This window comes from Nonomuraea sp. NPDC050310 (genome assembly GCF_040655795.1).
In the GTDB taxonomy this organism is placed as follows: domain Bacteria; phylum Actinomycetota; class Actinomycetes; order Streptosporangiales; family Streptosporangiaceae; genus Nonomuraea.
Map to the genome: position 1 here is coordinate 1 of NZ_JBFAKP010000002.1, position 23073 is coordinate 23073.

24 protein-coding genes are annotated in these 23073 nt (G+C 69.3%); 13 read left to right on the forward strand and 11 right to left on the reverse strand.

From position 1 onward, the window contains the following. Positions 1–213: 213 nt before the first annotated feature. From rplI to rpsF, 4 genes are all read right to left on the reverse strand, one after another. Entirely contained in the window at positions 214–660 is a 447-nt protein-coding gene (gene rplI, locus AB0I67_RS06110; protein ID WP_357918422.1) for a 50S ribosomal protein L9, read from the reverse strand. Positions 661–674: 14 nt separating this feature from the next. Further along, the gene (rpsR, locus tag AB0I67_RS06115; protein ID WP_084955402.1) at positions 675–911 is read right to left on the reverse strand and encodes a 30S ribosomal protein S18; all 237 of its coding nucleotides are present in this window, start codon (positions 909–911) and stop codon (positions 675–677) included. Positions 912–973: 62 nt separating this feature from the next. Next, positions 974–1543 carry a single-stranded DNA-binding protein gene (locus AB0I67_RS06120; RefSeq protein WP_357918425.1) on the reverse strand — a complete coding sequence of 190 codons (570 nt, stop codon included), beginning with the start codon at positions 1541–1543 and terminating at the stop codon, positions 974–976. Between the two features lie 69 nt (positions 1544–1612). Next, complete coding sequence (gene rpsF, locus AB0I67_RS06125) at positions 1613–1903, reverse strand: 30S ribosomal protein S6 (RefSeq protein WP_357918428.1); 291 nt, start codon at positions 1901–1903, stop codon at positions 1613–1615. Between the two features lie 195 nt (positions 1904–2098). On the opposite strand from rpsF, the gene AB0I67_RS06130 reads away from it, so the two are divergent. After that, entirely contained in the window at positions 2099–2398 is a 300-nt protein-coding gene (locus tag AB0I67_RS06130; RefSeq protein WP_357918431.1) for a hypothetical protein, read from the forward strand. A 156-nt stretch (positions 2399–2554) separates the two neighbouring features. On the opposite strand, the gene AB0I67_RS06135 is transcribed toward AB0I67_RS06130, so the two are convergent. Beyond that, positions 2555–2734, reverse strand: coding sequence for a hypothetical protein (locus AB0I67_RS06135; RefSeq protein ID WP_357918434.1), 180 nt, complete (start codon positions 2732–2734; stop codon positions 2555–2557). A 78-nt stretch (positions 2735–2812) separates the two neighbouring features. Here AB0I67_RS06135 and AB0I67_RS06140 point away from each other — a divergent pair, with 78 nt between their 5' ends. Then, on the forward strand, positions 2813–3559 hold the full coding sequence (locus AB0I67_RS06140; RefSeq protein ID WP_357918437.1) for a deoxyribonuclease IV: 747 nt from the start codon (positions 2813–2815) through the stop codon (positions 3557–3559). 85 nt (positions 3560–3644) lie between these two features. Here AB0I67_RS06140 and AB0I67_RS06145 read toward each other — a convergent pair whose 3' ends face one another. The 3 genes from AB0I67_RS06145 to AB0I67_RS06155 all read right to left on the reverse strand — a co-directional run bounded on the left by AB0I67_RS06145 (position 3645) and on the right by AB0I67_RS06155 (position 8168). Then, on the reverse strand, positions 3645–4961 hold the full coding sequence (locus tag AB0I67_RS06145) for a glycosyltransferase 87 family protein (RefSeq protein ID WP_357918440.1): 1317 nt from the start codon (positions 4959–4961) through the stop codon (positions 3645–3647). Beyond that, positions 4961–7543 carry a transglycosylase domain-containing protein gene (locus AB0I67_RS06150; RefSeq protein ID WP_357918443.1) on the reverse strand — a complete coding sequence of 861 codons (2583 nt, stop codon included), beginning with the start codon at positions 7541–7543 and terminating at the stop codon, positions 4961–4963. Before AB0I67_RS06150 ends, AB0I67_RS06145 begins: the two co-directional genes overlap by 1 nt. A gap of 181 nt (positions 7544–7724) precedes the next feature. After that, complete coding sequence (locus AB0I67_RS06155) at positions 7725–8168, reverse strand: DUF5318 family protein (RefSeq protein WP_357918446.1); 444 nt, start codon at positions 8166–8168, stop codon at positions 7725–7727. Positions 8169–8301: 133 nt separating this feature from the next. On the opposite strand from AB0I67_RS06155, the gene AB0I67_RS06160 reads away from it, so the two are divergent. Beyond that, entirely contained in the window at positions 8302–8862 is a 561-nt protein-coding gene (locus tag AB0I67_RS06160; protein ID WP_357918449.1) for a PadR family transcriptional regulator, read from the forward strand. A gap of 12 nt (positions 8863–8874) precedes the next feature. After that, a complete protein-coding gene (locus tag AB0I67_RS06165; RefSeq protein WP_357918452.1) occupies positions 8875–9954 on the forward strand; it encodes an inositol-3-phosphate synthase in 1080 nt (359 codons plus the stop codon). A 77-nt stretch (positions 9955–10031) separates the two neighbouring features. Here the strand turns inward: AB0I67_RS06165 and idi are convergent, their stop codons facing one another. Beyond that, positions 10032–10613 carry an isopentenyl-diphosphate Delta-isomerase gene (idi, locus tag AB0I67_RS06170; protein WP_357918455.1) on the reverse strand — a complete coding sequence of 194 codons (582 nt, stop codon included), beginning with the start codon at positions 10611–10613 and terminating at the stop codon, positions 10032–10034. A 72-nt stretch (positions 10614–10685) separates the two neighbouring features. Between idi and AB0I67_RS06175 the strand changes: the two genes are divergently transcribed. Beyond that, a complete protein-coding gene (locus AB0I67_RS06175; protein ID WP_357918457.1) occupies positions 10686–11963 on the forward strand; it encodes an MFS transporter in 1278 nt (425 codons plus the stop codon). On the opposite strand, the gene AB0I67_RS06180 is transcribed toward AB0I67_RS06175, so the two are convergent. Beyond that, on the reverse strand, positions 11952–13424 hold the full coding sequence (locus AB0I67_RS06180) for a CCA tRNA nucleotidyltransferase (protein ID WP_357918460.1): 1473 nt from the start codon (positions 13422–13424) through the stop codon (positions 11952–11954). The two genes, AB0I67_RS06175 and AB0I67_RS06180, sit on opposite strands and share 12 nt — an antisense overlap. 37 nt (positions 13425–13461) lie before the next feature. On the opposite strand from AB0I67_RS06180, the gene AB0I67_RS06185 reads away from it, so the two are divergent. From AB0I67_RS06185 to trxA, 8 genes are all read left to right on the forward strand, one after another. After that, on the forward strand, positions 13462–13974 hold the full coding sequence (locus AB0I67_RS06185) for a YbaK/EbsC family protein (RefSeq protein ID WP_357918463.1): 513 nt from the start codon (positions 13462–13464) through the stop codon (positions 13972–13974). Positions 13975–14021: 47 nt separating this feature from the next. Then, a complete protein-coding gene (locus AB0I67_RS06190; RefSeq protein WP_357918465.1) occupies positions 14022–16124 on the forward strand; it encodes a DUF6049 family protein in 2103 nt (700 codons plus the stop codon). Next, positions 16121–17719: a murein biosynthesis integral membrane protein MurJ gene (gene murJ / locus AB0I67_RS06195; RefSeq protein WP_357918468.1), complete on the forward strand. Its 1599-nt coding sequence runs from the start codon at positions 16121–16123 to the stop codon at positions 17717–17719. Before AB0I67_RS06190 ends, murJ begins: the two co-directional genes overlap by 4 nt. 109 nt (positions 17720–17828) lie before the next feature. Continuing rightward, positions 17829–19316 (forward strand): protein kinase family protein, encoded by a 1488-nt coding sequence (locus AB0I67_RS06200; protein ID WP_357918471.1) that lies wholly within the window; start codon positions 17829–17831, stop codon positions 19314–19316. A gap of 7 nt (positions 19317–19323) precedes the next feature. Beyond that, a complete protein-coding gene (gene sigM / locus AB0I67_RS06205; protein WP_357918474.1) occupies positions 19324–19947 on the forward strand; it encodes an RNA polymerase sigma factor SigM in 624 nt (207 codons plus the stop codon). Then, a complete protein-coding gene (locus AB0I67_RS06210) occupies positions 19937–20749 on the forward strand; it encodes a zf-HC2 domain-containing protein (protein ID WP_357918477.1) in 813 nt (270 codons plus the stop codon). Before sigM ends, AB0I67_RS06210 begins: the two co-directional genes overlap by 11 nt. Positions 20750–20871: 122 nt before the next feature. After that, positions 20872–21801, forward strand: a complete 930-nt coding sequence (gene trxB, locus AB0I67_RS06215; protein WP_357918480.1) for a thioredoxin-disulfide reductase — start codon at positions 20872–20874, stop codon at positions 21799–21801. 12 nt (positions 21802–21813) lie between these two features. Beyond that, positions 21814–22128, forward strand: coding sequence for a thioredoxin (gene trxA / locus AB0I67_RS06220; RefSeq protein WP_357918483.1), 315 nt, complete (start codon positions 21814–21816; stop codon positions 22126–22128). Between the two features lie 137 nt (positions 22129–22265). Here trxA and AB0I67_RS06225 read toward each other — a convergent pair whose 3' ends face one another. Further along, positions 22266–22895 carry a GNAT family N-acetyltransferase gene (locus tag AB0I67_RS06225; protein ID WP_357918486.1) on the reverse strand — a complete coding sequence of 210 codons (630 nt, stop codon included), beginning with the start codon at positions 22893–22895 and terminating at the stop codon, positions 22266–22268. Positions 22896–23073 lie beyond the last annotated feature (178 nt).

Genomic DNA, 23073 nt, shown 5'->3' on the forward strand with positions numbered 1-23073 from the left:
GGATGCCGCGGTCACTGCGGTCGCCGGGGTGAGCCCCCCCCACCCCCCCCCACACACAAAGCACAGCCCGAGCCCGAAAGCGCGAAGCGCCACTCACGAGGACGATGCCGTGGGAGGGCCGAGCCAGACGCACACCCCCACGAGGACGAGGCCGTAAAAAAGTGAAACCCCGCCGGGCCAAGCCAGGCGGGGTTCACGAAAAGCTGTGCCGGATCAGCCGGCGACGACCTCGACGTCGAGCGAGGCGGAGACCTCCGGGTGCAGCTTGACGCTGATCCGGTGGGAGCCGACGCTCTTGATCGGGTTGACGATCTCGATCCGGCGACGGTCGAGGGCCGGGCCACCGGCCTGCTTGACCGCGTCGGCGATGTCGCTGGTGGTCACCGAGCCGAACAGGCGACCGGAGTCGCCGGCGCGGGTGGTCAGCTTGACCTTGAGGCCGCCGAGCTGGCCGGCGACTTCCTTGGCGGTGCCGAGGTCACGGATCTCACGGGCGTCACGGGCCTTCTTGATGGACCCGATCTGCTTCTCGCCGCCACGCGTCCAGAGGATCGCGTAGCCGCGGGGCAGGAGGTAGTTACGGCCGTAGCCGTCCTTGACCTCGACAACGTCACCGGGAGCGCCGAGACCGGAGACCTCAGTGGTGAGGATGAGCTTCATTTCGACAGACCTCCTTAGCGCGCGGTGCTCGTGTAAGGCAGCAGAGCCACCTCACGGGCGTTCTTGATCGCGGTGGCAACGTCGCGCTGGTGCTGGGTGCAGTTGCCCGTCACCCGGCGCGCACGGATCTTGCCGCGGTCGGAGATGAACTTCCGCAGCAGCGCCGTGTCCTTGTAGTCGACGTAGGAGATCTTCTCGTGGCAGAACAGGCAAACCTTCTTCTTGGGCTTGCGCAGTGCCGGCTTAGCCATCGTGGTGCTCCTTTCAGAGCCCCGCCGTCAGGCGGGAATGGACTCGGACTGGACTGGGTGAATTAGAAGGGAGGCTCATCGCTGAAGTCGTTGCCGCCGCCGAAGCCGCCGCCACCACCCTGCGATGCGCCGCCACCGCCGCCGAACCCGCCGCCACCGCCGCCGCCGTAACCGCCGCCACCCGAAGGTGCGGCGGGCGACGCGGACGCCCACGGGTCGTCGGAGGGGCCGCCGCCGAAGCCGCCGCCACCGCCGCCACCCTGACGGGAGCTGCGGTTGACCTTGGCGGTGGCGTTACGCAGGGAGGGGCCGACCTCGTCGACCTCAACCTCGTAGACGGTGCGCTTCTCGCCTTCCTTGGTCTCGTAAGACCGCTGCTTGAGCCGGCCCTGAACGATGACCCGCATGCCACGCTGCAGCGACTCGGCGCAGTTTTCAGCGGCCTGCCGCCACACGTTGCAGGTCAGGAAGAGGCTCTCGCCGTCCTTCCACTCGTTGGTCTGGCGATCCATGAACCGCGGAGTGGATGCGATGCGGAACCGGGCCACGGCTTGCCCCGTCGGGGTGAAGCGAAGCTCCGGGTCGTCGACGAGATTGCCGACGATGGTGATTACGGTGTCGCCTGCTGCCATGGCCTTGACCTTCCTGCACTCTCTGGGTTATGGCTCAGAGTACGGCTCTGCCCCGACAAATTCCGGGGACTAGTGCAGCTCGGGGCGGAGAACCTTCGTGCGCATGATGGCCTCGTTGAGGTTCATCTGCCGGTCGAGCTCCTTGACCGTGGCGGGCTCCGCGGTCAGGTCGATGACGGCGTAGATGCCCTCGGACTTCTTGTTGATGTCGTAGGACAGCCGACGACGGCCCCAGACGTCGACCTTCTCCACAGTGCCGCCGTCGGTGCGAACGACGGTGAGGAACTGGTCGAGGGACGGCGCCACAGTGCGCTCATCGAGCGAAGGGTCCAGAATGACCATTACTTCGTAACGACGCATGCGGGACTCCAACCTCCTCTGGACTCTTGCGGTCACGGCCCTGTGCCGTGACAGGAGGACGCTGACGTTCGCCAACGGAGACCCCTTTCGGTCTCCGGACATCACAACGCAGCTTTGCCAGGTTACCAGCCGTGCAAGCGTGGGAACGCCTGTAGGAAACGATGGCCTGTAGGAATACCCAGGGGGTGGTCCGCTGTGCCGCACGTCTTCCAGCCTTCCGAGCCTGAGCGGTTCAGGGTGGATCTCAGTGGTCGCGGGATCGAGAGCATTCTGGCGTTCGCGGCGCTGGGGCTCGGGTTGATCGCGTTCGTGGCGACCTTCTTCCCTGGCGGGTATGTGGTCGCGTCGTGGGCGGGGACGCTGGGGTTCGGGGTGGGGTTGTACTCGCAGTACATCTCCGAGTCCACGTTCCAGCGGTCGCTCAATGTGGTGGGGATGGTGGCGTCGTTCATCGGGGTGGCGCTGGGGATCGCTCGTGGGGGGTTTCTGCCCTAGCCGCCGGCGGCCGTCAGCCGGCTCCGTAGGTGGGTGCGCCGCCGTACAGGGGCATGGTCCGCCGATGGGGTGCTCGCCGCATAGGTGACCCCAGGCGAGGCCGGCCAGTGACCCGGGGCCGGCCGCCGTGCGGTGGGCACGGCGGCCGGGGGTGGGTCAGCCTAGGTGGAGGTCGCCGCCGAGCAGCGGGACGAACCACAGGAAGATCGCAAGCAGCGCCTCGGCGACGTCCTTGAGCAGGGCCGGGGTGATGTAGTCGTAGACCCAGGCAACGTAGATGCCGACGAGAATGTAGATCAGGAATATGAGGCTGATGCCTCGGCGGCGGTACGCCATCGTGTCGTCTCCTCGGAATGGGGGGTCGAGAAAACGACTGCCCTTCTGTCTGCCCGGCAAACAGATAGGCTCGGGCGCATGGTGCGCATCGGAGCTCATGTCCACGGCGACGACCCGCAGGCCCACGCGGAGGCGGTCGGCGCGGAGGTGGTGCAGTTCTTCCTGAGCGACCCGCAGAGCTACAAGGCGCCCGAACTGCCGGCCAAGGCGGTCGAGGGGGTGGAGGTGTTCATCCACGCCCCCTACCGGCTGAACGTCGCCACGACGAACAACCGCATCCGCATCCCCAGCCGCAAACTGCTCCAGCAGCATCTCGACGCGGCGGCCAGTATCGGCGCCACGGGGCTGATCGTGCACGGTGGGCACCTGGCCAAGGATGAGGATCCGCAGGTCGGCTACGACAACTGGCGCAAGGTGTTCGAGCGCCTGGAGCAGCCCATCCCGGTGCTGATCGAGAACACCGCGGGCGGCGACAACGCGATGGCCCGGCGGCTGGAGAGCATCGCCCGGCTGTGGGACACCCTCGACGGGTTCGACGTGGGCTTCTGCTTGGACACCTGCCACGCGCACGCCGGCGGCGAGGAACTGCTCGACCTGGTGGACCGGGTGCTGGCGATCACCGGGCGGATCGACCTGGTGCACTGCAACGACTCGCGGGACGCGTTCGACTCGGGCGCGGACCGGCACGCCAACCTGGGCAGCGGCACCATCGACCCGGAGTTGATCGTCGCGGTCTGCCGGGCGGCGAACGCCCCGATCGTGGTCGAGACGCCCGCCGAGGGCCAGGCCGAGGACATCGCCTTCCTCCGGAAGCACCTGAGCTAGCCCCGGTTTCCCCCGGAAGCGCCTGAGCTAGCCCCGGAGAATCCACAGCCTGTGGATAACATTTCTGGATAGCGGAAGGTTTACGTCAGCGGAAGGCGGGGAACCGGTCCTCCGCCCGATCGAAGACGCCGCCGCCCTGGTCGTCGATGCCCGCCTGCCGTACCAGATCCTTGTCCGGCCGGAAGATGTCCCGCACGACGAAGCCGACCATGATCAGGATCGTGATGATCCGGCCCCAGACCGCGGTGAAGTAGACGTCGTCGCCGATGCCCAGGTGCTTGCTGGCCTCGTCCTGGTAGAGCAGGTAGAGCCAGATCGCCAGGAAGTACCAGACCTCCGCGACCTGCCAGAGCGCCAGCGGCTTCCAGTTGGGCCGCGCCAGCACCGCGAAGGGCACCAGCCAGAGCACGAACTGCGGCGACCACACCTTGTTGGTCATCATGAACGCGGCCAGCGCCAGGAAGCAGAGCTGCGCCAGCCGGGGCCGCTGCGGGGCGAAGAGCGCGATGCCGGCGATCGCCACGCACAGCAGGAGCAGCGAGACCATGCCCAGCACACTGGGGTCGGTCGTCCCCAGTACCGGCCAGCCCTTGCGCTCGAAGTAGAGCCAGGGCGAGCCCCAGTCCACGCCGCGTTCCTGGGAGAAGACGTAGAAGCGGCGCCAGCCGTCCCACGCGAAGTACATGAAGGGCACGTTGACCACGAGCCACGCGCCCACGGCCGCGCCGACGGTGGTCAGGAAGGGCCGCCAGGCGAAGGTCCGCAGCGTCAGCAGGAAGAGCGCGCCGACGAACATCAGCGGGTAGAACTTGGTCGCGATGGCCAGGCCGAGCAGCACGCCGGCCAGCACCTGCTTCTTGCGCGCCCAGGCCAGCAGGAAGCCCATGGACAGGGCGCCGGCGATCAGGTCCCAGTTGATGTAGGCGCACAGGATGACCGCCGGGCCGAGCGCGTACCACAACGCGTCCCAGCGGCGGGTCGGCCCCGCGACCGCGGCCATCAGCAGCACCCCGATGACCAGGCAGATCGCCAGCAGGATCACGGTGGCGTCGTAGAAGCCCACCGCCTGCCGGTAGACGTCGCCGGGGGCCAGCCAGCGGGCGAGCCAGGCGAAGACCTGCATGACCTCGCCGAGCACCACCGGGTACTCGACGTGCTCGCCGAAGGGGACGTCGGCGAAGTAGGGGTCCTGGGTGGACAGCTGCCGCGCGAAGTACAGCGGGAAGATGTCGGTGTAGCAGAAGTTGGTGTAGGTCGACGTCCCCTGGTCCCAGCCGCCCAGCCGGCAGGGCAGTTTCTGCACGTAGGCGAGAACCGCCCCCAGGGCTGCGAACAGCCCCAGGGGCAGGTACGGCACGGCCCTCAGGTAGAGCGGGACGTGCGCCTCGGTAGTGGAGGCCATCAGTCGTCGCGGTTGGTGGCCAGCGGGTCGGGCACGTCGGCCGCGCCCGGCGGCGGTGGCGCCTGGCTGCCGCCCATGCCGTCGTCCGAGCCGTCTCCCCACGAGCCGGTGTCGTCGTTGGCGTTCCCGTTGTCGTTGCCGTTGCCGCCGTGCGCGTTGCCGTTGCCGTTGCTGCCGTCGTCGCAGATGTCGAAGAGGCAGCCGCCCTGGTCGCCGTCGCCGAGCGGTTCACCGAAGGGGTTGTCGTCCTCCTCGGTCTTCTCCGGCTTGGGCTCGGGCTTGGGCACGATGTCGTCCGGCACGCCGATGTTGGCGGGCGGCGGGAACTGCTCGACCTTCTTGCCCTCCATCGCGGCGAGCATGAAGGTGCGCCAGATGGTGGTGGGCGGGCCGGCGCCCTCGAAGCCGAGGGAGACTTCCTTGCCCTTCGACCACGGGTTGTGGTCACCGTACTTGGTGCCCTTGTAGTTCTTGGAGGGCTTGGTCGGGCAGTTGGCGCCCCAGGGCTCGACGACCTTGCCGGTCTTCACCACGATGCACTGCTCACGGTAGAGGCCGACGGCGGTGGAGATCTGCGGGGTGTAGCCGACGAACCAGGCTTCCTTCTCGTCGTTGTTGGTGCCGGTCTTGCCGGCCGCCGGGTACTGGCCCAGGCCCTTGCCGCCGGCGGTGCCGTACTTGAGCACCGACTGCAGCGCGTAGGTCGAGTCGGCGGCGGCGCCCTCGGAGATGATCTGCCGGGCGTGCTTGATCTCGCCCTTCACCAGCTTCTTGCCCTGGTAGACGCCCTGCACGACGTGCGCGGGCACGTGCTTGCCGCCGTTGGCGAACATCGTGTACCCGGAGGCCTGCTCGACCGGGGTGACCAGGGCGCTGCCGATGGTGAAGCCGTAGGAGTGGTCGTCGATCGACTGCCGCATGCGTTCCTTGTTGAAGCCGAGGTCGTCGACGATCTTCTCGATGTCCTCGAGCTGGCCGGGGAGCGCGTAGCCCATGGAGGCGTAGGCGGTGTTGATCGAGTGCGCGGTGGCGTTGACCACGTCGATCGCGGCCTTGCCGCCGTGGCCGTTGGTGATCGGGGTGGTGCCGGGGAGCTGCTTGGGCACGGTCACGTTGCCGGGCACCCAGCTCTTGAGGCTCTTGCCCGAGTCGAGCCAGGCGGCCAGGACGTAGGACTTGAAGGCGGAGGCGGCCTGCTTCTTCGAGTCCCAGGGCTCGTTCCAGTTGTCGGTGCAGTAGTCGGAGCCGCCGTAGCTGGCCAGCACGCGCCCGGTCTTGGTGTCCACCGCGGCGAGGCCGGCGTGGAAGGTCTTGGACCAGTTGGCCGTGGTCGCCAGAACCGCCTTCTTGGCCTCCTTCATCAGGCGCTCGTCGAAGGTGGAGACGATCCGGTAGCCGCCGCTTTCGATGTCCTCGTCGGTGAGGTTGTGCTTGTCCTTGAGCTCGCGCAGCACCTCGGAGACCATGTAGCCGTTCAGGCCGCACAGCTCCTGGCCGTCCTTGAGGGTCTCGCGGACCTTGGGGAACTTGGCGGTGGCGGGGAGCTGGCCGTACTTGTCCGGCCAGAGCTCGGCCATGTTGCGCAGGACCTGCTTCCAGCGCTCGACCAGCGCCGGTTCCTTCGGGCCCCAGTTGGGCTGCTGGATGCGGGCGGCGAGGTAGGCGGCCTGCTCCACGGTCAGGTTGTTCGCGTGGGTCTTCTTGGTGAAGTAGGCCTGCGCGGCGGCCTCTACCCCGTAAGCACGGCCGAAGTTGACCGTGTTGAGGTAGTTGGCCATGATCTGGTCCTTGGTGTACTCCTTGTTGATCTTGACCGCGACGAAGATCTCCTTGATCTTCCGCTCCAGCGACCGCTCGGTGCTCAGGCCCTCGTAGTAGTTACGCGCCATCTGCTGGGTGATCGTCGAGGCGCCCTGCACCTGCTCACCGGATACGGTGCTGAACAGCGAGCGGACCATGCCCTTGAGGTCGATGCCCGAGTCCTCGTAGAACGACTTGTTCTCGATCGCGACCGCGGCGTGCTGGACGGCCTCGGCCATGTCCTTGATGTCGACGATCTTGCGCGGCGTGCCGATGCTGGCGATCTTCTTGCCGCTGCTGTAGTAGACCGCGCTCTCCTGCGCGACCGCCTCGCCCTGGGTCTGCTTCGGCAGGGGGGTGTTGGCGTAGCCGACGGCGATCATGCCGAACAGGCCCGCGACGAGGATGACCATACCGGCCATGACGATCTTCCAGCTCGGCAGGAAGCGGCGCCAGCCGGCGCGCTTGGGCGACGGGCCGCCCTCGGGCCTGCCGCCGCCTCCGCCGGAGCCGCCGTTGCCACCCGGTCCGGTGGGGCCTGCCGGACCCGCCGGGCCGCCCGAACGGGACCGGCGCGTCGGGCGCGGGTTCACCTGCGTGGGCTGGTCGCCCCGGGAGCGCGGCTGCACGAACGTCGGGCGCGCGTCGAGGTCGCCTCCACGGGGATCGTCACCGGGGCGGCCGGGACGGCCGGGCCCTTCCGGACGGCCGTACGGAGACTGCGAGCCGAAACCGCCGGCCGGTGTGGGACCGTCGCCCGGATCGGCCGACAGCGCGCCCATGGCGCCCGTCTGCTCGTAGGCCGCTTCAGCCCGCCGGCCACCCGGAGCGTCGTCCGGCTGCGCCGCCGCCCCCCAGGTTTGGGCCTGCTGGCCCGGGGGGACTGATCGGGGTGAGCTCGAGCGGCGACGCCTCCCTTGGCGAGCCGGCCTTTCGGGGTGCTCGTCGGGGTAGTGGCTACTGTTACTCACTCGTCCTCGCATCGTCGTCGGGTTGCCCGGCAGGCTCTGCGCCGCCTCGGGTGGTTCCTGGGGTGTCGTCGGGCGGCCCGTTCCCGAGGACGAACGAGACCGTCAAGTGATTCCAAGAACAACTTTGGCAGACCTCGACGACGTACACCCGGAACTCGTCGTAATCATGAGCCATCTCGGCCAGCTCCGCCGCGACCTTTGCCCGACCGGCATGGCGGCCTAGCGAGTCCCCGTAGACATAGGTCACTTCGGTGACGTTCTCCCTCTCGCATACCGGGCAGGGGCGTTCGGTCGGTTCCCCGAAATGCCGCGCCGCGCGCAGGAGGTAGGGCTGTGCATCGCAGATCTCCCCGCGCGAAGCGCGCCCGGAGTGGAGCGAGCGGACCACCGCTCGCTTGGCCAGGGCGTAGTCCACCACCCTCCTCTGCGACCACATGGGCGCCACATTACGTCTTTTTACCGAATGTCCCCAACCTCTTGGCGAAGACCTTAAGTGGCGCGATATAGCAACTCGACGTATCCTGGGGATGTATCGACTCGATACATCGGCGCGAGAGGAGGCGGTTCCCATGGCCAGCGACCAGCGCAGAGTCCTGGAACTCGCCGTACTCGGGTCGCTGCACGAGACTCCCCTGCACGGCTACGAGCTGCGCAAGCGGCTCAACGCCCTTCTCGGTATGTTTCGGGCGTTCTCCTACGGCTCCCTCTATCCCTGCCTCAAGACCCTGCTCGAGCGGGGCCTGATCGTGGAGGAGCATCCCGCGACGGTCACCGGGCGATCGAAGATCGTCTACAAGCTGACCGCCGAGGGCAAGGAGCGCCTGCAGGAACTGCTGACCCAGGCCGGTCCCGCGGCCTGGGAGGACGAGAGCTTCGGCGTGCACTTCGCCTTCTTCCGGCACACCGAGCAAGAGGTACGGCTGCGCATCCTCGAAGGCAGGCGCAGCCGGCTGGAGGAACGGCTGGAAAACGTGCGGGCCGCGCTGGCACGCACCAGGGAACGCCTCGACAGCTACACGTTGGAGCTGCAGCGTCACGGTCTGGAATCGGTCGAACGCGAAGTGCGTTGGCTGAATGAGTTGATCGCAACAGAGAGACGGGCCTCCGCTGAAGAGGCATCAGAGCAATAAGGAGCGAGTGCGATGGGTTCGGTTCGCGTAGCCATTGTCGGTGTCGGCAACTGCGCGTCATCACTGGTCCAGGGCGTCCACTACTACAAGGACGCCGACCCGGCGACCCGCGTGCCGGGCCTGATGCACGTGAAGTTCGGCGAGTACCACGTCGGTGACGTCGAGTTCGTGGCCGCTTTCGACGTGGACGCCAAGAAGGTCGGTCGTGACCTGTCGGAGGCGATCGTCGCCAGCGAGAACAACACGATCAAGATCACGGATGTGCCGCCGTCGGGCGTCATCGTCCAGCGAGGCCACACCTTCGACGGTCTGGGCGAGTTCTACCGCGAGATCATCGACGAGTCGGACGAGGCCCCGGTCGACGTCGTCCAGATCCTCAAGGACACCCAGGCCGACGTCCTGGTCTCCTACCTCCCCGTGGGTTCGGAGGAGGCCGACCGCTTCTACGCGCAGTGCGCGATCGACGCCAAGGTCGCCTTCGTCAACGCCCTGCCGGTGTTCATCGCCTCCGACCCCGAGTGGGCCGAGAAGTTCACCGAGGCCGGGGTGCCGATCGTCGGTGACGACATCAAGTCCCAGGTCGGCGCGACCATCACGCACCGCGTCCTGGCCAAGCTCTTCGAGGACCGCGGGGTCGAGCTGCTGCGCACGTACCAGCTCAACTTCGGCGGCAACATGGACTTCATGAACATGCTGGAGCGCAAGCGGCTCCAGTCCAAGAAGATCTCCAAGACGCAGTCGGTCACCTCGCAGATCCCGCACGAGATGAGCAAGGCCGACGTGCACATCGGCCCGTCGGACCACGTGCCGTGGCTCGACGACCGCAAGTGGGCCTACATCCGCCTGGAGGGCCGTTCCTTCGGCGACACCCCGCTCAACCTGGAGTACAAGCTCGAGGTGTGGGACTCCCCCAACTCGGCCGGCATCATCATCGACGCCGTCCGCGCGGCCAAGATCGCCAAGGACCGCGGCATCGGCGGCCCGATCCTGAGCGCCTCCTCCTACTTCATGAAGTCGCCGCCGGAGCAGTACTCCGACGAAGAGGCCCGTGAGTACGTGGAGAAGTTCATCCGCGGCGAAGTCGAGCGCTGATCCCTCTGCCCGGCCCCCGTCCGTCCCACCCCGGGGCGCGCGGGGGCCGCGCCGTTTTATCAGCGGGCCGCGGGTTCTCAGCGGGCCGCGGGCGGCAGTTCGTCGGGCGAGGCCACGTGCCAGCCGAACGGGTCGGCGCCGAGCGCGTCGAGCTGCGGGACCTGCTCGTAACACCACGGCGAGATGGCCAGCAGCCCGCTGCGCACGCCCTCGGTGAACTCCTTCCACGGCATCCACCGCACCTCCCCCACCTCGTCCGGATTGGGCGTGATGGGGGCGTCGGTGACGACGCGGAACACCGGGCACAGCTCGTGCTCGACGACGCCGTTCGGCATCACCGCCCGGTAGGAGAAGGTGGGCAGGACCAGGTCGGCGTGGGCGGCGTAGAGGCCCAGCTCGTCGGAGAGCCGGCGCAGCACCGCCTGCTCGGGGCGCTCGCCGGGCAGGGGATGGCCGCAGCAGCTGTTGGTCCAGATGCCGGGCCAGGTGATCTTGTGTCCGGCGCGGCGGGTGAGCAGCACGCGGCCGGCCGAGTCGAAGACGTAGCTGGAGAAGGCGAGGTGCAGGGGGGTGTCGGGGCCGTGCACCGAGGATTTGGGCGCAGTGCCGACGGCATTGCCGTCGGCGTCGACGAGTACGACGTGTTCCTCTATCGTCACGCTACGAAAGCGTACGTGATCATGAGGGGTAAGGATGACCGTTCGCTGAGATCCTCTGGATAGGCTGACGGTGTGTCTTTTGTTGCCGATCTCCGCGTGGTCCTTCGCGGCCGGGGCTTCAGGCGGTTGTTCGGCACCCGGCTGGTCTCCCAGTTCTCCGACGGCATCTTCCAGTTCAGCGTGCTGGGGTTCGCCTTCTTCAATCCGGAGAAGCACACCAGCGCCATGGACGTGGCGCTCGGGTTCGCCGTGCTGCTCCTGCCGTACAGCGTGCTGGGGCCGTTCGTCGGCGTCTTCATCGACCGGTGGTCGCGCCGGCAGATCCTGGTCGTCGCGCCACTCGTGCGCGGCGGGCTGCTGCTGCTGACCGCGGTCCTGCTGCTGGCCGGGATCCCCGACGGGATCTTCTACGGCCTCGCGCTGTGCGTCCTCGGGGTCAACCGCTTCTTCCTGGCCGCCCTGAGCGCGGCGCTGCCGCACGTGGTGCCGCACGACCGGCTCATGGCCGCCAACGCGGTCACCCCGACCTCCGGCACGGTCGTCACCTTCTTCGGCGTGGGCGTCGGCTTCGTCATGCGCGAGGCCCACGCGCACATCGGGCTCATGATGGCGGTCTCCGGCCTGGTCTTCGGGCTGAGCGCGCTGGTGGCCGTGTCGATGCCGCGCGACCTGCTCGGCCCCGACCACGACCCCGAGCGGCCGCAGGCGCGAGAGGCCGTGCGCAACGTGGCCAAGGGACTCGCCGCGGGGGCCAAGCACCTGGTGCACCGGCCGCTGGCCGCGGCGACGATGGGCGCGATGGCGCTGCACCGCTTCATGTTCGGCATGGCCAGCGCGCTCGGCATCATCCTCTACCGCTACTACTTCACCGGCGGCGACGCCGACACCGCGCTGCGCGGGATGAGCCTGGTGCTGGTCACCTCCGGCATCGGCTTCGCGCTCGCGGTCGTGGTCACGCCGCTGGCCACCGCGCGGTTCACCCTGGAGCGCTGGGTGCCGTGGATGCTGGGCGGCATGGCGGTCGCGGTGGCCGTGCTGGTGACGCCGTTCCAGGAGTGGGGGCTGCCGGTCGCCGGGTTCTTTCTCGGGATCGCCGGCCAGAGCGTGAAGATCTGCGCCGACACCGCGGTGCAGCGCGACGTCGAGGACGCCTACCTGGGCCGCGCCTTCTCGATCTACGACATGCTCTTCAACGGCATGTACGTGCTGGCCGCGGCCCTGTCGGCGGTGATCCTGCCGGCGAACGGCAAGTCCTACCTGGCCGTGGCCATCATCGTGGTGGGGTACCTGCTCGGGGCGGTGGGCTACCGGGCCGTCGCGCGCCGGCAGCCCGCCCCGTCAGTCCGCTGAGCCGACGCCGTTCTCCTTGGCCCAGGTGCGCAGCGCCTCGGTGGCCGCCTCGGTGCCGATGACACCCTGGTCGAGCCGCAGGTCGAGCAGGAACTTGTAGGCCTGGCCCACCACCGGCCCGGGGCCGACGCCGAGCACGCGCTGGATCTCGTTGCCGTCGAGCTCCGGCCGCATCTTGGCCAGCTCCTCCTCCTCGGCCAGCCGCGCGATGCGCTCCTCGAGCTGGTCGTAAGTACGGCTCAGCGCCTGGGCCTTGCGCTTGTTGCGGGTGGTGCAGTCGGCCCTGGTCAGCTTGTGCAGGCGGGTGAGCAGGTGGTCGGCGTCGCGCACGTAGCGGCGCACGGCGCTGTCGGTCCACTCGCCCGTGCCGTACCCGTGGAAGCGCAGGTGCAGCTCGACCAGGCGGGCGACGTCGGCGACGACCTCCTTGGGGAAGCGCAGCTCCTGCATCCGGCGCCGGGTGAGCTGGGCGCCGACCACCTCGTGGTGGTGGAAGGAGACCCGGCCGCCCGGCTCGTTGCGCCGGGTCTTGGGCTTGCCCACGTCGTGCATGAGCGCCGCCCAGCGCAGGATCCGGTCGGGGCCGTCCTCCTCCTGGGCGATGGCCTGCTCCAGCACGATCAGGGTGTGCTCGTAGACGTCCTTGTGCCGGTGGTGCTCGTCGATCTCCAGGCGCAGCTTGGGCAGCTCGGGCAGCACGTGCGCGGCCAGGCCGGTCTCGACCAGCAGGAGCAGGCCCTCGCGCGGGTGCGCGCCGGTGATCAGCTTGTCGAGCTCGTCGCGGATGCGCTCGGCGGAGACGATCTCGATGCGCTCGGCCATCTCGGTCATCGCGGCCACGGCCTCGGGGGCGACGGTGAAGCCGAGCTGGGAGGCGAAGCGGGCGGCGCGCAGCATGCGCAGCGGGTCGTCGTCGAAGGACTGCTCGGGGGTGCCGGGCGTGCGCAGCACCTGGGCGGCCAGGTCGGAGATGCCGCCGTAGGGGTCGACGAACTCGTGGCCGGGCACGCGCACGGCCATCGCGTTGACCGCGAAGTCGCGCCGCCGCAGGTCGGCTTCGAGGGTGTCGCCGTACATCACCTCGGGCTTGCGGGACTTGGGATCGTAGGACTCGCTGCGGTAGGTGGTGATCTCCAGCAGCCAGCCGCCCTTGCGCACGCCGACGGTGCCGAAGTCGATGCCGATCGTCCAGACGGAGTCGGCCCAGTCACGCACGATCTCCAGCACGCGCTCGGGGCGGGCGTCGGTGGTGAAGTCGAGGTCGTTGCCGATCCGGCCGAGCAGGATGTCGCGGACGGAGCCGCCGACCAGCGCGAGCTCGTGCCCGCGGGCGGCGAACAGCTCGCCTAGCTCGTCGGCGACCGGCGCGATCTTGTGGAACCGGTCGTTGATCTGGGTCAGGTTCGAGTCGGACAAGCTGGGTAGGTCCTTCGATTCCGGAACATATCCCCCGAGCCACATCGGGTCCGGGTTACCGTCGGTGGGGAAAGGAGCGCATATGAAGGACGCCCTCGCGATCCACCGCTGGCTCCTCGCACACCTCGTCCCCCATGAGATCGTACGCCTTCCCCGGCCCATGACGTGCGTGGACGAACTGCCTGAGTCAGTGCTCGCACCGCCCTCCCGGTGCGTGTCGGTCACGGTCTTCGAACTGGCCACGCGCCAGGGCAGGGAGGCCGTGGCGGTGGTCTCGACGGTGGCCGATCCGCCCAGGCCAGGCGTGCTGGCCGGACTGCTGGGCGCCCGGCGGGTACGCGTCGCCCCGGCGTTCGTGGTCAACCGCCTCACCGACTACGCCGACGGCCTGGTCGCCCCGCTCCTGCTGCCGCCCGATCTGCCCGTTCTGCTCGACGACCGGCTGCCCACCTGCGACGACCCGGTCTACACCGCGACCGGCGAGCGCTGCACCGCGCTGGCGATCGGCGGGCTGGACCTGCGGTCCGCCCTGTCCGGCCGGTCGGTCGACCTGAGGCCGAGAGGATCACGTGAGGCGGTCGCACTTCGGCATTGAGCCCGTACCATTGCGGGCGTGCGCCGTACATCTGCCCGGGCAGCCGCGTGACCCGTAAGCTCACGCTGCTCGCCGTCCTGTCCGCCGCGTTGCTCGCCCCCTTCGTCGCGACGCCGGCTGGTACGGCTGCCGCCGAAACGGCCCAGCAGGCCCAGCAGGCACAGCAGGCCCGGCAGGAGACCCGGCTGGCGATCAGGTCGATCACCCCGGACGTGCCGCGGACGCCGACCACCGAGATCAAGATCAGCGGCTCGATCACCAACCGCGGCGAGGCCGCCCTGCAGCGGGTCCGCATCGGCCTGCGCACCTCCAGCCAGCGCTTCACCAGCCGCGCCGAGCTGGAGGTCTACCAGACCGGCCAGGCCATCGGCCGCGACGTGAGCTGGGGCGTCGGCTCGACCGAGCTGCAGGCCCCGCTGGAGCCCGGCGCCAGCGCCACCTTCGAACTGATCGTCACGCCCGCGCAGCTCCAGTTCGGCCAGTTCGGCGTCTACCCGCTCTCCGTCGAGGCGAGCGACCTCTACACCGGGCAGCCGGTCGACACCTGGCGCAGCTTCCTCACCTACGCGCCCACCGGCCCGGCGGCGCCCAAGCTCAACAAGACCAAGCTCGCCTTCGCGCTGCCGATCATCGACGAGCCGCACCGCACCGACACCACGACCTTCCTCGACAACGACCTGGCCGCCGGGCTGGAGGAGAAGGGCCAGCTCACCCGGCTGCTGCAGCTCGCGCAGAGCGCGCCCAAGAACGTCACCTGGTTCGTCGAGCCGTCGCTGCTCGACGACCTGGCCACGATGTCGGCGGCGCACCAGGTCCGGATCAAGGGCAAGGTCGAGGACCGCCCGGCCGACGCGCGCGCCGACGCCTGGCTCAAGGGCCTGCGCACCGCGCTCGCCGGGGTGCCTGTGGTGGCCGTGCCGTACGCCGACCCGGACGTCGTCGCCCTCGCGCACCAGGGGCTCGACCGGCAGACCGGCGGCGCGATCGAGAAGGCCGCCGCGGTCGTCAAGAGCCGGCTGGAGCGCGGCGACGTCTCCACCGCCGCCAACTGGCCGGCGGGCGGGCTGATCGACGCCGACGCCCTCGACGTGCTGGCCATCTCCAAGGTCGACACCGTGCTGCTGAGCCCGGAGAACCTCCCGGCCCGCCAGCAGCTCGCCGCCACGCCCGCCGCCGCCGCGCCGCTCGACACCGTGGCCGGCGTGGTAACCGCGCTCGTGCCCGACCAGATGCTCAGCCGTACGCTGGAGCAGTCGGGGGTGCAGAGCCGCCAGCGGTTCGTGGCCGAGACGGCGCTGATCGCCAGCGAGCCGGCCGCCACCTCCGTCGTGGTCGCGCCCCAGCGCCGCTGGGACCCCAACCCCCAGCACGTCACCGCGCTGCTCAAGACCGCCGCGACGCTGCCCTGGGTGAGCGTCTCGCCGCTCGGCTCGATCAAGCCCGCCAAGGGCACCCCGCCGCGGGCCGACCTCAACTACACCGACGACAACCGCGCCGCCGAGCTCGACCAGGAGTACCTCGCCAGGGTCAAGAAGGTCGCCGACGAGGCGCGGCTGACCGCCGAGATCTCCCCCGGCCTGCCGCAGTCCGGCTTCGAGGAGGCCATCCTGCGGCTGACCTCGGCCGGATGGCGCAAGCGCCTCAAGGCCGCCGAGTCGGCCCGCAAGAGCGTGCACAGCCGGGTCAAGACTCGCCACGATCTCGTCACCGTGCCGGGCACCGGCACCGATCAGTCCAAGACGCTCGCGGGCACCGACGGCCTGGTGCCGATCAGCGTGACCAACGGCCGCAAGGAGAACATCACCGTCCTGGTCTCGGTCACCTCGGGCAGCAAGGACCTCGTGATCGAGGACTACGAGCCCAAGCTGACCATCGACGCCAACCAGAGCGGCACCATCCCGGTGCCGATGCGGGTCAAGACCAGCGGTGACGCCACGGTGAGCGTCCAGCTCCTGACCAAGGACGGCGTGCCGTACGGCGAGCCGTCCAAGCTGGTCATCAGGACCACGGGCTACACGGGTGTGGCGCTGGTCATCGTCGGCGGCGCGCTGGCCGTGATGCTGGCGGCGGTCGTCATGCGGGTGCTGCGGCGCCGGTCGGAGAAGCGGGTGGCGCGCAGCGCGCAGGCCAGGGAGGCCGAGGTCGTATGAGCCGGATGTTGCGAGCCAGCGCGATCATGGCCGCGGGCACGATGGTGTCGCGGGCCACGGGCTTCGTGCGCACGATGGTGCTGGCCGCGGCGATCGGCACGGCCGCGCTGGGCGACGCCTACAACGCCGCCTACGCCATCCCGTACGCCATCCTCGACCTGCTGCTGCTCGGCGTGCTGAGCAGCGTGGTCGTCCCGATGATCGTCAAGGCGCACCGCGAGGACGCCGACGGCGGGCGGGCCTACGAGCAGCGCCTGCTCACGCTCACCACGCTCGCGCTGATCGTCGTCGCCGTGCTGGCGGTCTGGGCGGCGCCGCTGCTGATCGACCTCTACACCGACTGGCGGCCGGGCGAGCCGAAGTTCGAGTGGGCGGTGACGCTGGCCCGCTTCATCCTGCCGCAGCTCGCCTTCTTCGGCGTGGGCGCGGTGGCCGGGGCGATCCTCAACACCCGCGACCGCTTCGCCGCCCCGATGTGGGCGCCGGTGCTCAACAACGTCGTGGTCATCGGCGTCTTCGTGGCCTACTGGGTGCTCGGCTACGGCGACACCCGGCCCTCCGGCACCGCGCTCGCGCTGCTCGGCATCGGCACCACCGCGGGCATCGTCGCGCAGGCGGTCGTGCTGATCGTGGCGCTGAAGCGGGTCGGCTTCTCCTTCCGGCCGCGGCTCGGGCTGCGCGGCGCGCGGCTGGGCGAGATGGCCGGGGCGGGCGTCTGGACGATCGGGTACGTGATCGTCACGCAGCTCGGCTTCGTCCTGATCACCAACCTGTCCAGCGCCGCCGGTGACGTGGTGGCCGGGCACGGCATCACCCCCTACACCCTGGCCTTCCAGCTCTTCCAGCTCCCCTACGGGGTGATCGGCGTCTCGGTGATCACCGCGATGCTGCCGCGGATGAGCCGCTCGGTCGGCGAGGGCCGCCTCGACGAGGTGCGCGCGGAGTTCGGTTCCGGGGTGCGGCTGATCGCCTCGGTGATGGTGCCGGTGTCGCTGCTGCTGATGGTGCTGGGCCCGGCGATCACCGTGCCGCTCTACGCCCGCGGCGCCACCTCGGTGGCCGACGCCACCTACATCGGCCAGGTGCTCCAGGTGTACGGCATGGCTCTCGTGCCGTTCGCGATCTTCCAGATGCTGCTGCGCGTCTTCTACGCCTTCGGCGACACCCGCACGCCGGTCTACGTCGGCACCGGCACGACCGCGGTGATGGCGGCGCTGATGGTGCTGTTCAACAGCCTCGTCCCGCCCGCCTACCTGGTCATGGCCCTGGCCTTCGCCTACGCCGTCGCCTACGCGGTCGGCGCGGTGATCGCCTGGATGCTCGCCTCGCGGCGGGTGGGCGGCCTGGGCGGCTGGACGATCGGCTCGGCGCTGACCAAGATGTACGTGGCGGCGTTGCCGACCGCGTTGCTCGCCCTGGGCGCGGTCTGGGCGTCCCAGCGCTTCTTCGGCTCGCTGACCGTGCTGACCTCGCTGATCATCCTGGCGGTCGGCGGCGGGCTGGGCGGCGCGCTCTATCTGATGATCGCGCACAGAATGCGCATCCCGGAGGTCAACTCGATCGTTGGAATGGTGGCTGGCCGGGTAGGCCGGTAAAGAACGCGGCGCGGCACTACCATGGTGCCGGACACGCGGCGAACGGAAGCAGGAGGGGCGTGGGCGGATTCATCCGGCCAATCACACCTGCGGAGCAGGTGGTGGAGTCATGAGCATCTCGGTTCAGCCGGGCACGAGACTATCCGAACGATTCCGGCTGGAAGATCGCGTCACCGAGTCCGACGGCGCGACGCTGTGGAAAGCCATCGACGAGATCCTCGCACGCCCGGTCGCCGTCCTCACTTTCGCCCCCGACTTCGAACGGGCCCATGACGTCGTCATCGCCGCCCGCGCCGCCTCCCGCCTCACCGATCCCCGACTGACCCAGGTCTTCGACGCCGCCGAGGACGAGGACCACTCCTACGTGGTCAGCGAGTGGGTCTCCGGCGAGTCGCTCGCCGACCTGCTCGCCGCCGGTCCGCTCGACCCCGAGCGCGCGGCCGGGCTGGTCGCCGAGGCGGCCGAGGCCCTGGCCCACGCGCACGAGAAGGGCCTCCACCACCTTTGCCTGCGTCCCAGCCACCTGGTCTGGACGACCGGCAACACCGTCAAGGTGCTCGGCGTCGGCGTCGACGCCACGCTGGCCGGGCTGACCACCGACGATCCGGCCCTCGACGACGCCGAAGGGCTCGGCCGCCTGCTCTACGCCGGGCTGACCGGACACTGGCCGGGCGACGAGGACGAGGGCGGCCTGCCAGCCGCCCCGATGATCGACGGCCACTTCTGCTCGCCCCGCCAGGTGACCGCGGGCGTGCCCGGCTACCTCGACTCGGTCACCTGCCGGGCCGCGCTGCCCGAGTCTCGCCGCGGCCAGAGCGCGCTGAGCAGCCCGGCCGAGGTCGCCGAGGCGCTGTCCGACGTCGCGCGGCCACTGCCCGCGCCCATGGCCTTCGACACCCCGCCGCCCTCCGTCTCCCGTTCCGAGGGCCTCAAGGAGGAGCCCACCCTCGCCCCGGTACGGCACGCCGCGCCGCCCCCGCGCCCGAGCACGCTCAACCGCGTGCTGATGACGCTCGTCGTCCTCCTGGTGATCGCCGCGGTCGGCTTCGGCGCCTGGACGGTCGGCCGCAGCCTGGGCACCCCCACCAACCCGTCGGCCGAGTCGGCCCGGCCCGAGGAACGCAGCGTCAAGCCGGCGGTCCAGGCGCAGGTGATCAAGCCGGCCGGCGCCGACGGCTTCGACCCGCTCGGCGACGACCGGTCCGAGCACCCGGAGATGGCGGCCAACGCGATCGACGGCAAGCCCTCGACCTTCTGGCAGACCACCTACTACAACAGCGCCGAGCTGGGCCGGTTGAAGGAGGGCGTCGGGCTCCTGGTCGACCTGGGCAAGAAGACCGGCGTCGGCCAGGTCGAGGTGACCCTGGGCCAGACGCCGGGGGCCACGGTCGAGCTCCGGGTCGGCGATTCGGCCTCGCTGGAGTCGCTGAAGCCGGTGGCGACCCAGAAGAACGTCTCTGGCAAGATCACCCTGACGCCTGCGCAGTCCGCAAGCGGCCAGTACGTTTTGATCTGGTTTACCCGGCTCCCGGCGGAAGAGGGCAGGTTTCGTGGCACCATCTATGACGTAGTGGTGCATTCTCCCGGAACGGCATAAGCGACTTGTGAACTCCCCACCCGAGACACCCTCCAGCGCGGCGAGCGACGCCGCGCTGCTGACGGCGCACATCAACGGGGATCCACACGCCTTCAGCGAGATCGTCAGGAGGCACCGCGACCGCATGTGGGCGGTGGCCCTGCGCACGCTGGGCGACCCCGACGAGGCCGCCGACGCCGTCCAGGACGCGTTCGTGTCCGCCTACCGCAAGGCCGGCAGCTTCCGCGGCGAGGCCGCCGTCACCACCTGGCTGCACCGCATCGTGGTCAACGCCTGCCTCGACCGGATGCGCCGCAAGTCGGTGCGTCCCGTGGCCGACGACGAGCTCATCGAAGCCGCCGAACGCGACAGCCCGCTGCCCGACCAGACGGTCGAGCGGGAGGTCTCGATGGAGGTTTCGGCCGCACTCAAACTCCTGCCTCCGGACCAGCGGGCGGCGCTCGTTCTCGTCGACATGATGGGCTACTCCGTCGAAGACGCAGCTCAGGTGCTCGATGTGCCCAGCGGTACGGTGAAAAGCAGGTGTGCGCGGGGACGCGCGAAACTTGCCCCAATTCTTTCGCATCTGCGGAACCGATCCGACCTGAGTAGCGTCTCATCCGCGAAGGGAGCAGAACTTCGTGACGGGTGATACGCACTACGATCTGGAAATCCTGGCCGAGTTGGCCGAGGGTCTCCTGGACGCTGGTACGGCTACGCGGGTGCGTGAGCATCTCGCGGTCTGCGACCCCTGCGGGGAGCGCTTGGCCGATCTGGCGGCCGTTCGTGAGGTGCTCGCCGCGACCCCGGTGCCGGCCATGCCGGTGGGGGTCGCGAAACGCATCGAGCAGGCCCTGGCCGCCGAACGCTCCGGCGTCGGCGTGCTGGTGGAAGACGCTCCCCCGGTGGTGGAGGAGCCGGTTCGCCTCGGCGTCGTGGCCGACGACGGGACCATCGTCCCGGCCGCGCCCAGCAGGCGGCGTCGCCGTACGGCACGCAGGTGGGCCATGCCCGCCGCTGCGGTCGCGGCCGCCGCCGCGGTGATCGGGACGGTGACGGTGACCAATCTGGCCGCCACCGGCACCGGGAGCTCGCTGCTGGCCGGGCCGAGTTCGGAGGGTCCACAGGCCTCGCCGAGCATGAACGCGGCGCTGGCGTACTCGCTCACCCAGAGCGACTACAACTACAGCGCGGCCACGCTCCGGCAGCCGCTCAGCGACTTCCTCGCACCGGCGACGATCATCAACGACCCCGGCGACGTGAGCAAGTGCGCGACCGAGGTGCGCACGCGCACCAAGCGCGCGCCGTTCGCCGTCGACCGGGCCATGTACAACGGCAACGAGGCGCTGATCATGGTCTCCTGGCGGAACCAGGCGGCCAAGCAGGTCTACATCGACGTGGTCGACCCCTTCTTCTGCAAGCCGATCCGCAAGGCGACGACCGGCTCCTGGTAGCCGTCCGCCCACATCAGAGCCCGGGTTTCCCGGGCTCTTTTGTTTTGCGCTCGCTTTTGGGCAGGGGTGGGAATCTCCGACGCCTAGGATCTGTTGATGCCATCGGCTAGAGGGGATGAGACATGACCGACGTCCGTAACGTGATCATCATCGGGTCCGGACCCGCGGGTTACACCGCCGCGGTGTATTCGGCGCGCGCCGAGCTCAAGCCGCTGGTCTTCGAGGGATCGGTGACCGCGGGCGGCGCTCTGATGAACACCACCGACGTGGAGAACTTCCCCGGCTTCCCGGACGGCATCATGGGGCCCGACCTCATGGACAACCTGCGCAAGCAGGCCGAGCGGTTCGGCGCGGAGCTGGTGGCGGACGACGTGGTGGAGGTGGACCTCAACGCCTCGCCCAAGGTGGTGAAGACCCACACCGACACCTACTACGCCAAGTCGGTCATCCTGTCGATGGGCTCCGGCTACCGCGAGCTGGGTGTGCCGAACGAGAAGCGCCTGTCCGGTCACGGCGTCTCGTGGTGTGCCACCTGTGACGGCTTCTTCTTCCGTGGCAAGGACATCGTGGTCGTCGGCGGCGGCGACACCGCCATGGAGGAGGCCACCTTCCTCACCCGCTTCGCGCGCATGGTGACGGTCGTGCACCGCCGCGACTCCCTGCGGGCCTCCAAGATCATGCAGGAACGCGCCTTCGCCAACGAGAAGATCAGCTTCGTCTGGGACAGCGAGGTCGTCGACGTCCTGGGCGAGGACAAGCTCAACGCCGTGCGGCTGCGCAACGTCAAGACCGGCGAGGAGCAGGAGCTGGCCGCGGACGGCCTGTTCATCGCCATCGGTCACGACCCCCGCACCGAGCTGGTCAAGGGCCAGATCGAGCTCGACGACGAGGGTTACATCAAGGTCGACTCGCCCTCGACCCGGACGAACATCCCCGGGGTGTTCGCCGCCGGAGACGTGGTGGACCACACCTACCGCCAGGCCATCACCGCAGCGGGCACCGGCTGCTCGGCGTCACTCGACTCCGAGCGCTGGCTGGCCGAGAACGACTAGAAGGAGCACATCGTGAAGGCTGTGACCGACCAGAGCTTCGAGGCTGACGTCCTCAAGAACGACAAGCCCGTCCTCGTGGACTTCTGGGCCGAGTGGTGCGGCCCGTGCCGCCAGGTCGCGCCGATCCTGCAGGAGATCGCGAACGAGCACGGGGACAAGCTGGAGATCGTCAAGCTCAACATCGACGAGAACCCCGAGACCCCGCGTGCCTACGGTGTGCTCCAGATCCCGACCCTGAACGTCTACAAGAACGGCGAAGTCGTGAAGCAGATCATCGGCGCGAAGCCGAAGGCCATGCTGCTGCGCGAGCTCGAGGGCATCATCTAGATCGCCCGGCCGTCCCGGCCCCCTGTCCGCCGCCGCGGGCAGGGGGTTTTCCGTTTCTGGCGGTTACGGCAGGGCTTTTCTGCGGGTACGGCAGGCGAACCGATCTTGGGAGCGTTCCGGCGGCCCTGGAAGGGGTGTCAGACGGGCCGCAGCGCCCGGTCCGGGGACATCGACCCCATGGAGCCCAGCAGCCGCTCCAGCGCTACCTCAACGTCCTCCCGCCACGAGGCGGCGGTCTTGAGCTCCAGCCGCAGCCGCGGGAAGCGCATGTGCGGCCGGACCGTCTTGAACCCCACCGACAGCAGGTAGTCGGCCGGGACCAGGCAGGCGCCCGGCGCCTCCCACTTCAGGTCGCCGAACGCCTCGATCGCCTTGACCCCGCGGCGGGTCAGATCCTTGGCCACGCCCTGGATGAGCATCCGGCCCAGGCCGCCGCCGGAGAACTCCGGGATGATGTGCGCGGTCATCAGCAGGACCGCGTCGGCGCTCACCGGCGAGGTCGGGAACGCCACCGAGCGCGGGCTGTACAGCGGCGGCGCGTAGAGCACGAACCCCGCGGGCACCCCGTCGACGTAGGCGATCTTGCCGCAGCTCCCCCACTCCAGCAGGGTCGCCGACAGCCACGCCTCCTTCTCCAGGCCCGGGTCGCCGGCGTTGACCGCGCGGTCGCTGCTGACCGGGTCGAGCTCCCAGAAGACGCAGGCCCGGCACCGTCGCGGCAGGTCGCCGAGATTGTCCAGGGTGATGTTGGCCAGCCGACGCGACAACTAGCGCCCCTATCGTTGACGTGACGTCATCAGCTCGCATCGTAGCCCAGCAACAGTGGACTCAGCGGCTTCGCGTACCCTGGACTCTCGGCTCTTTCTACGCCTAGGAGGTGGACCGTGACAGAAGAGACGGATCACGGTCGGACGCCCGCGACCCACGGGTCGCGTATCGACGCCT

Excerpts from the sequence above, each read along its gene's own strand:
- rplI (WP_357918422.1), bottom strand. The coding sequence starts at position 660 with ATGAAGCTCATCCTCACCACTGAGGTCTCCGGTCTCGGCGCTCCCGGT.
- rpsR (WP_084955402.1), bottom strand. The coding sequence starts at position 911 with ATGGCTAAGCCGGCACTGCGCAAGCCCAAGAAGAAGGTTTGCCTGTTC.
- AB0I67_RS06120 (WP_357918425.1), bottom strand. The coding sequence starts at position 1,543 with ATGGCAGCAGGCGACACCGTAATCACCATCGTCGGCAATCTCGTCGAC.
- rpsF (WP_357918428.1), bottom strand. The coding sequence starts at position 1,903 with ATGCGTCGTTACGAAGTAATGGTCATTCTGGACCCTTCGCTCGATGAG.
- AB0I67_RS06135 (WP_357918434.1), bottom strand. The coding sequence starts at position 2,734 with ATGGCGTACCGCCGCCGAGGCATCAGCCTCATATTCCTGATCTACATT.
- AB0I67_RS06140 (WP_357918437.1), top strand. The coding sequence starts at position 2,813 with ATGGTGCGCATCGGAGCTCATGTCCACGGCGACGACCCGCAGGCCCAC.
- AB0I67_RS06145 (WP_357918440.1), bottom strand. The coding sequence starts at position 4,961 with ATGGCCTCCACTACCGAGGCGCACGTCCCGCTCTACCTGAGGGCCGTG.
- AB0I67_RS06150 (WP_357918443.1), bottom strand. The coding sequence starts at position 7,543 with ATGGGCGCGCTGTCGGCCGATCCGGGCGACGGTCCCACACCGGCCGGC.
- AB0I67_RS06155 (WP_357918446.1), bottom strand. The coding sequence starts at position 8,168 with ATGTGGTCGCAGAGGAGGGTGGTGGACTACGCCCTGGCCAAGCGAGCG.
- AB0I67_RS06160 (WP_357918449.1), top strand. The coding sequence starts at position 8,302 with ATGGCCAGCGACCAGCGCAGAGTCCTGGAACTCGCCGTACTCGGGTCG.
- AB0I67_RS06165 (WP_357918452.1), top strand. The coding sequence starts at position 8,875 with ATGGGTTCGGTTCGCGTAGCCATTGTCGGTGTCGGCAACTGCGCGTCA.
- AB0I67_RS06180 (WP_357918460.1), bottom strand. The coding sequence starts at position 13,424 with ATGTGGCTCGGGGGATATGTTCCGGAATCGAAGGACCTACCCAGCTTG.
- AB0I67_RS06185 (WP_357918463.1), top strand. The coding sequence starts at position 13,462 with ATGAAGGACGCCCTCGCGATCCACCGCTGGCTCCTCGCACACCTCGTC.
- murJ (WP_357918468.1), top strand. The coding sequence starts at position 16,121 with ATGAGCCGGATGTTGCGAGCCAGCGCGATCATGGCCGCGGGCACGATG.
- AB0I67_RS06200 (WP_357918471.1), top strand. The coding sequence starts at position 17,829 with ATGAGCATCTCGGTTCAGCCGGGCACGAGACTATCCGAACGATTCCGG.
- trxB (WP_357918480.1), top strand. The coding sequence starts at position 20,872 with ATGACCGACGTCCGTAACGTGATCATCATCGGGTCCGGACCCGCGGGT.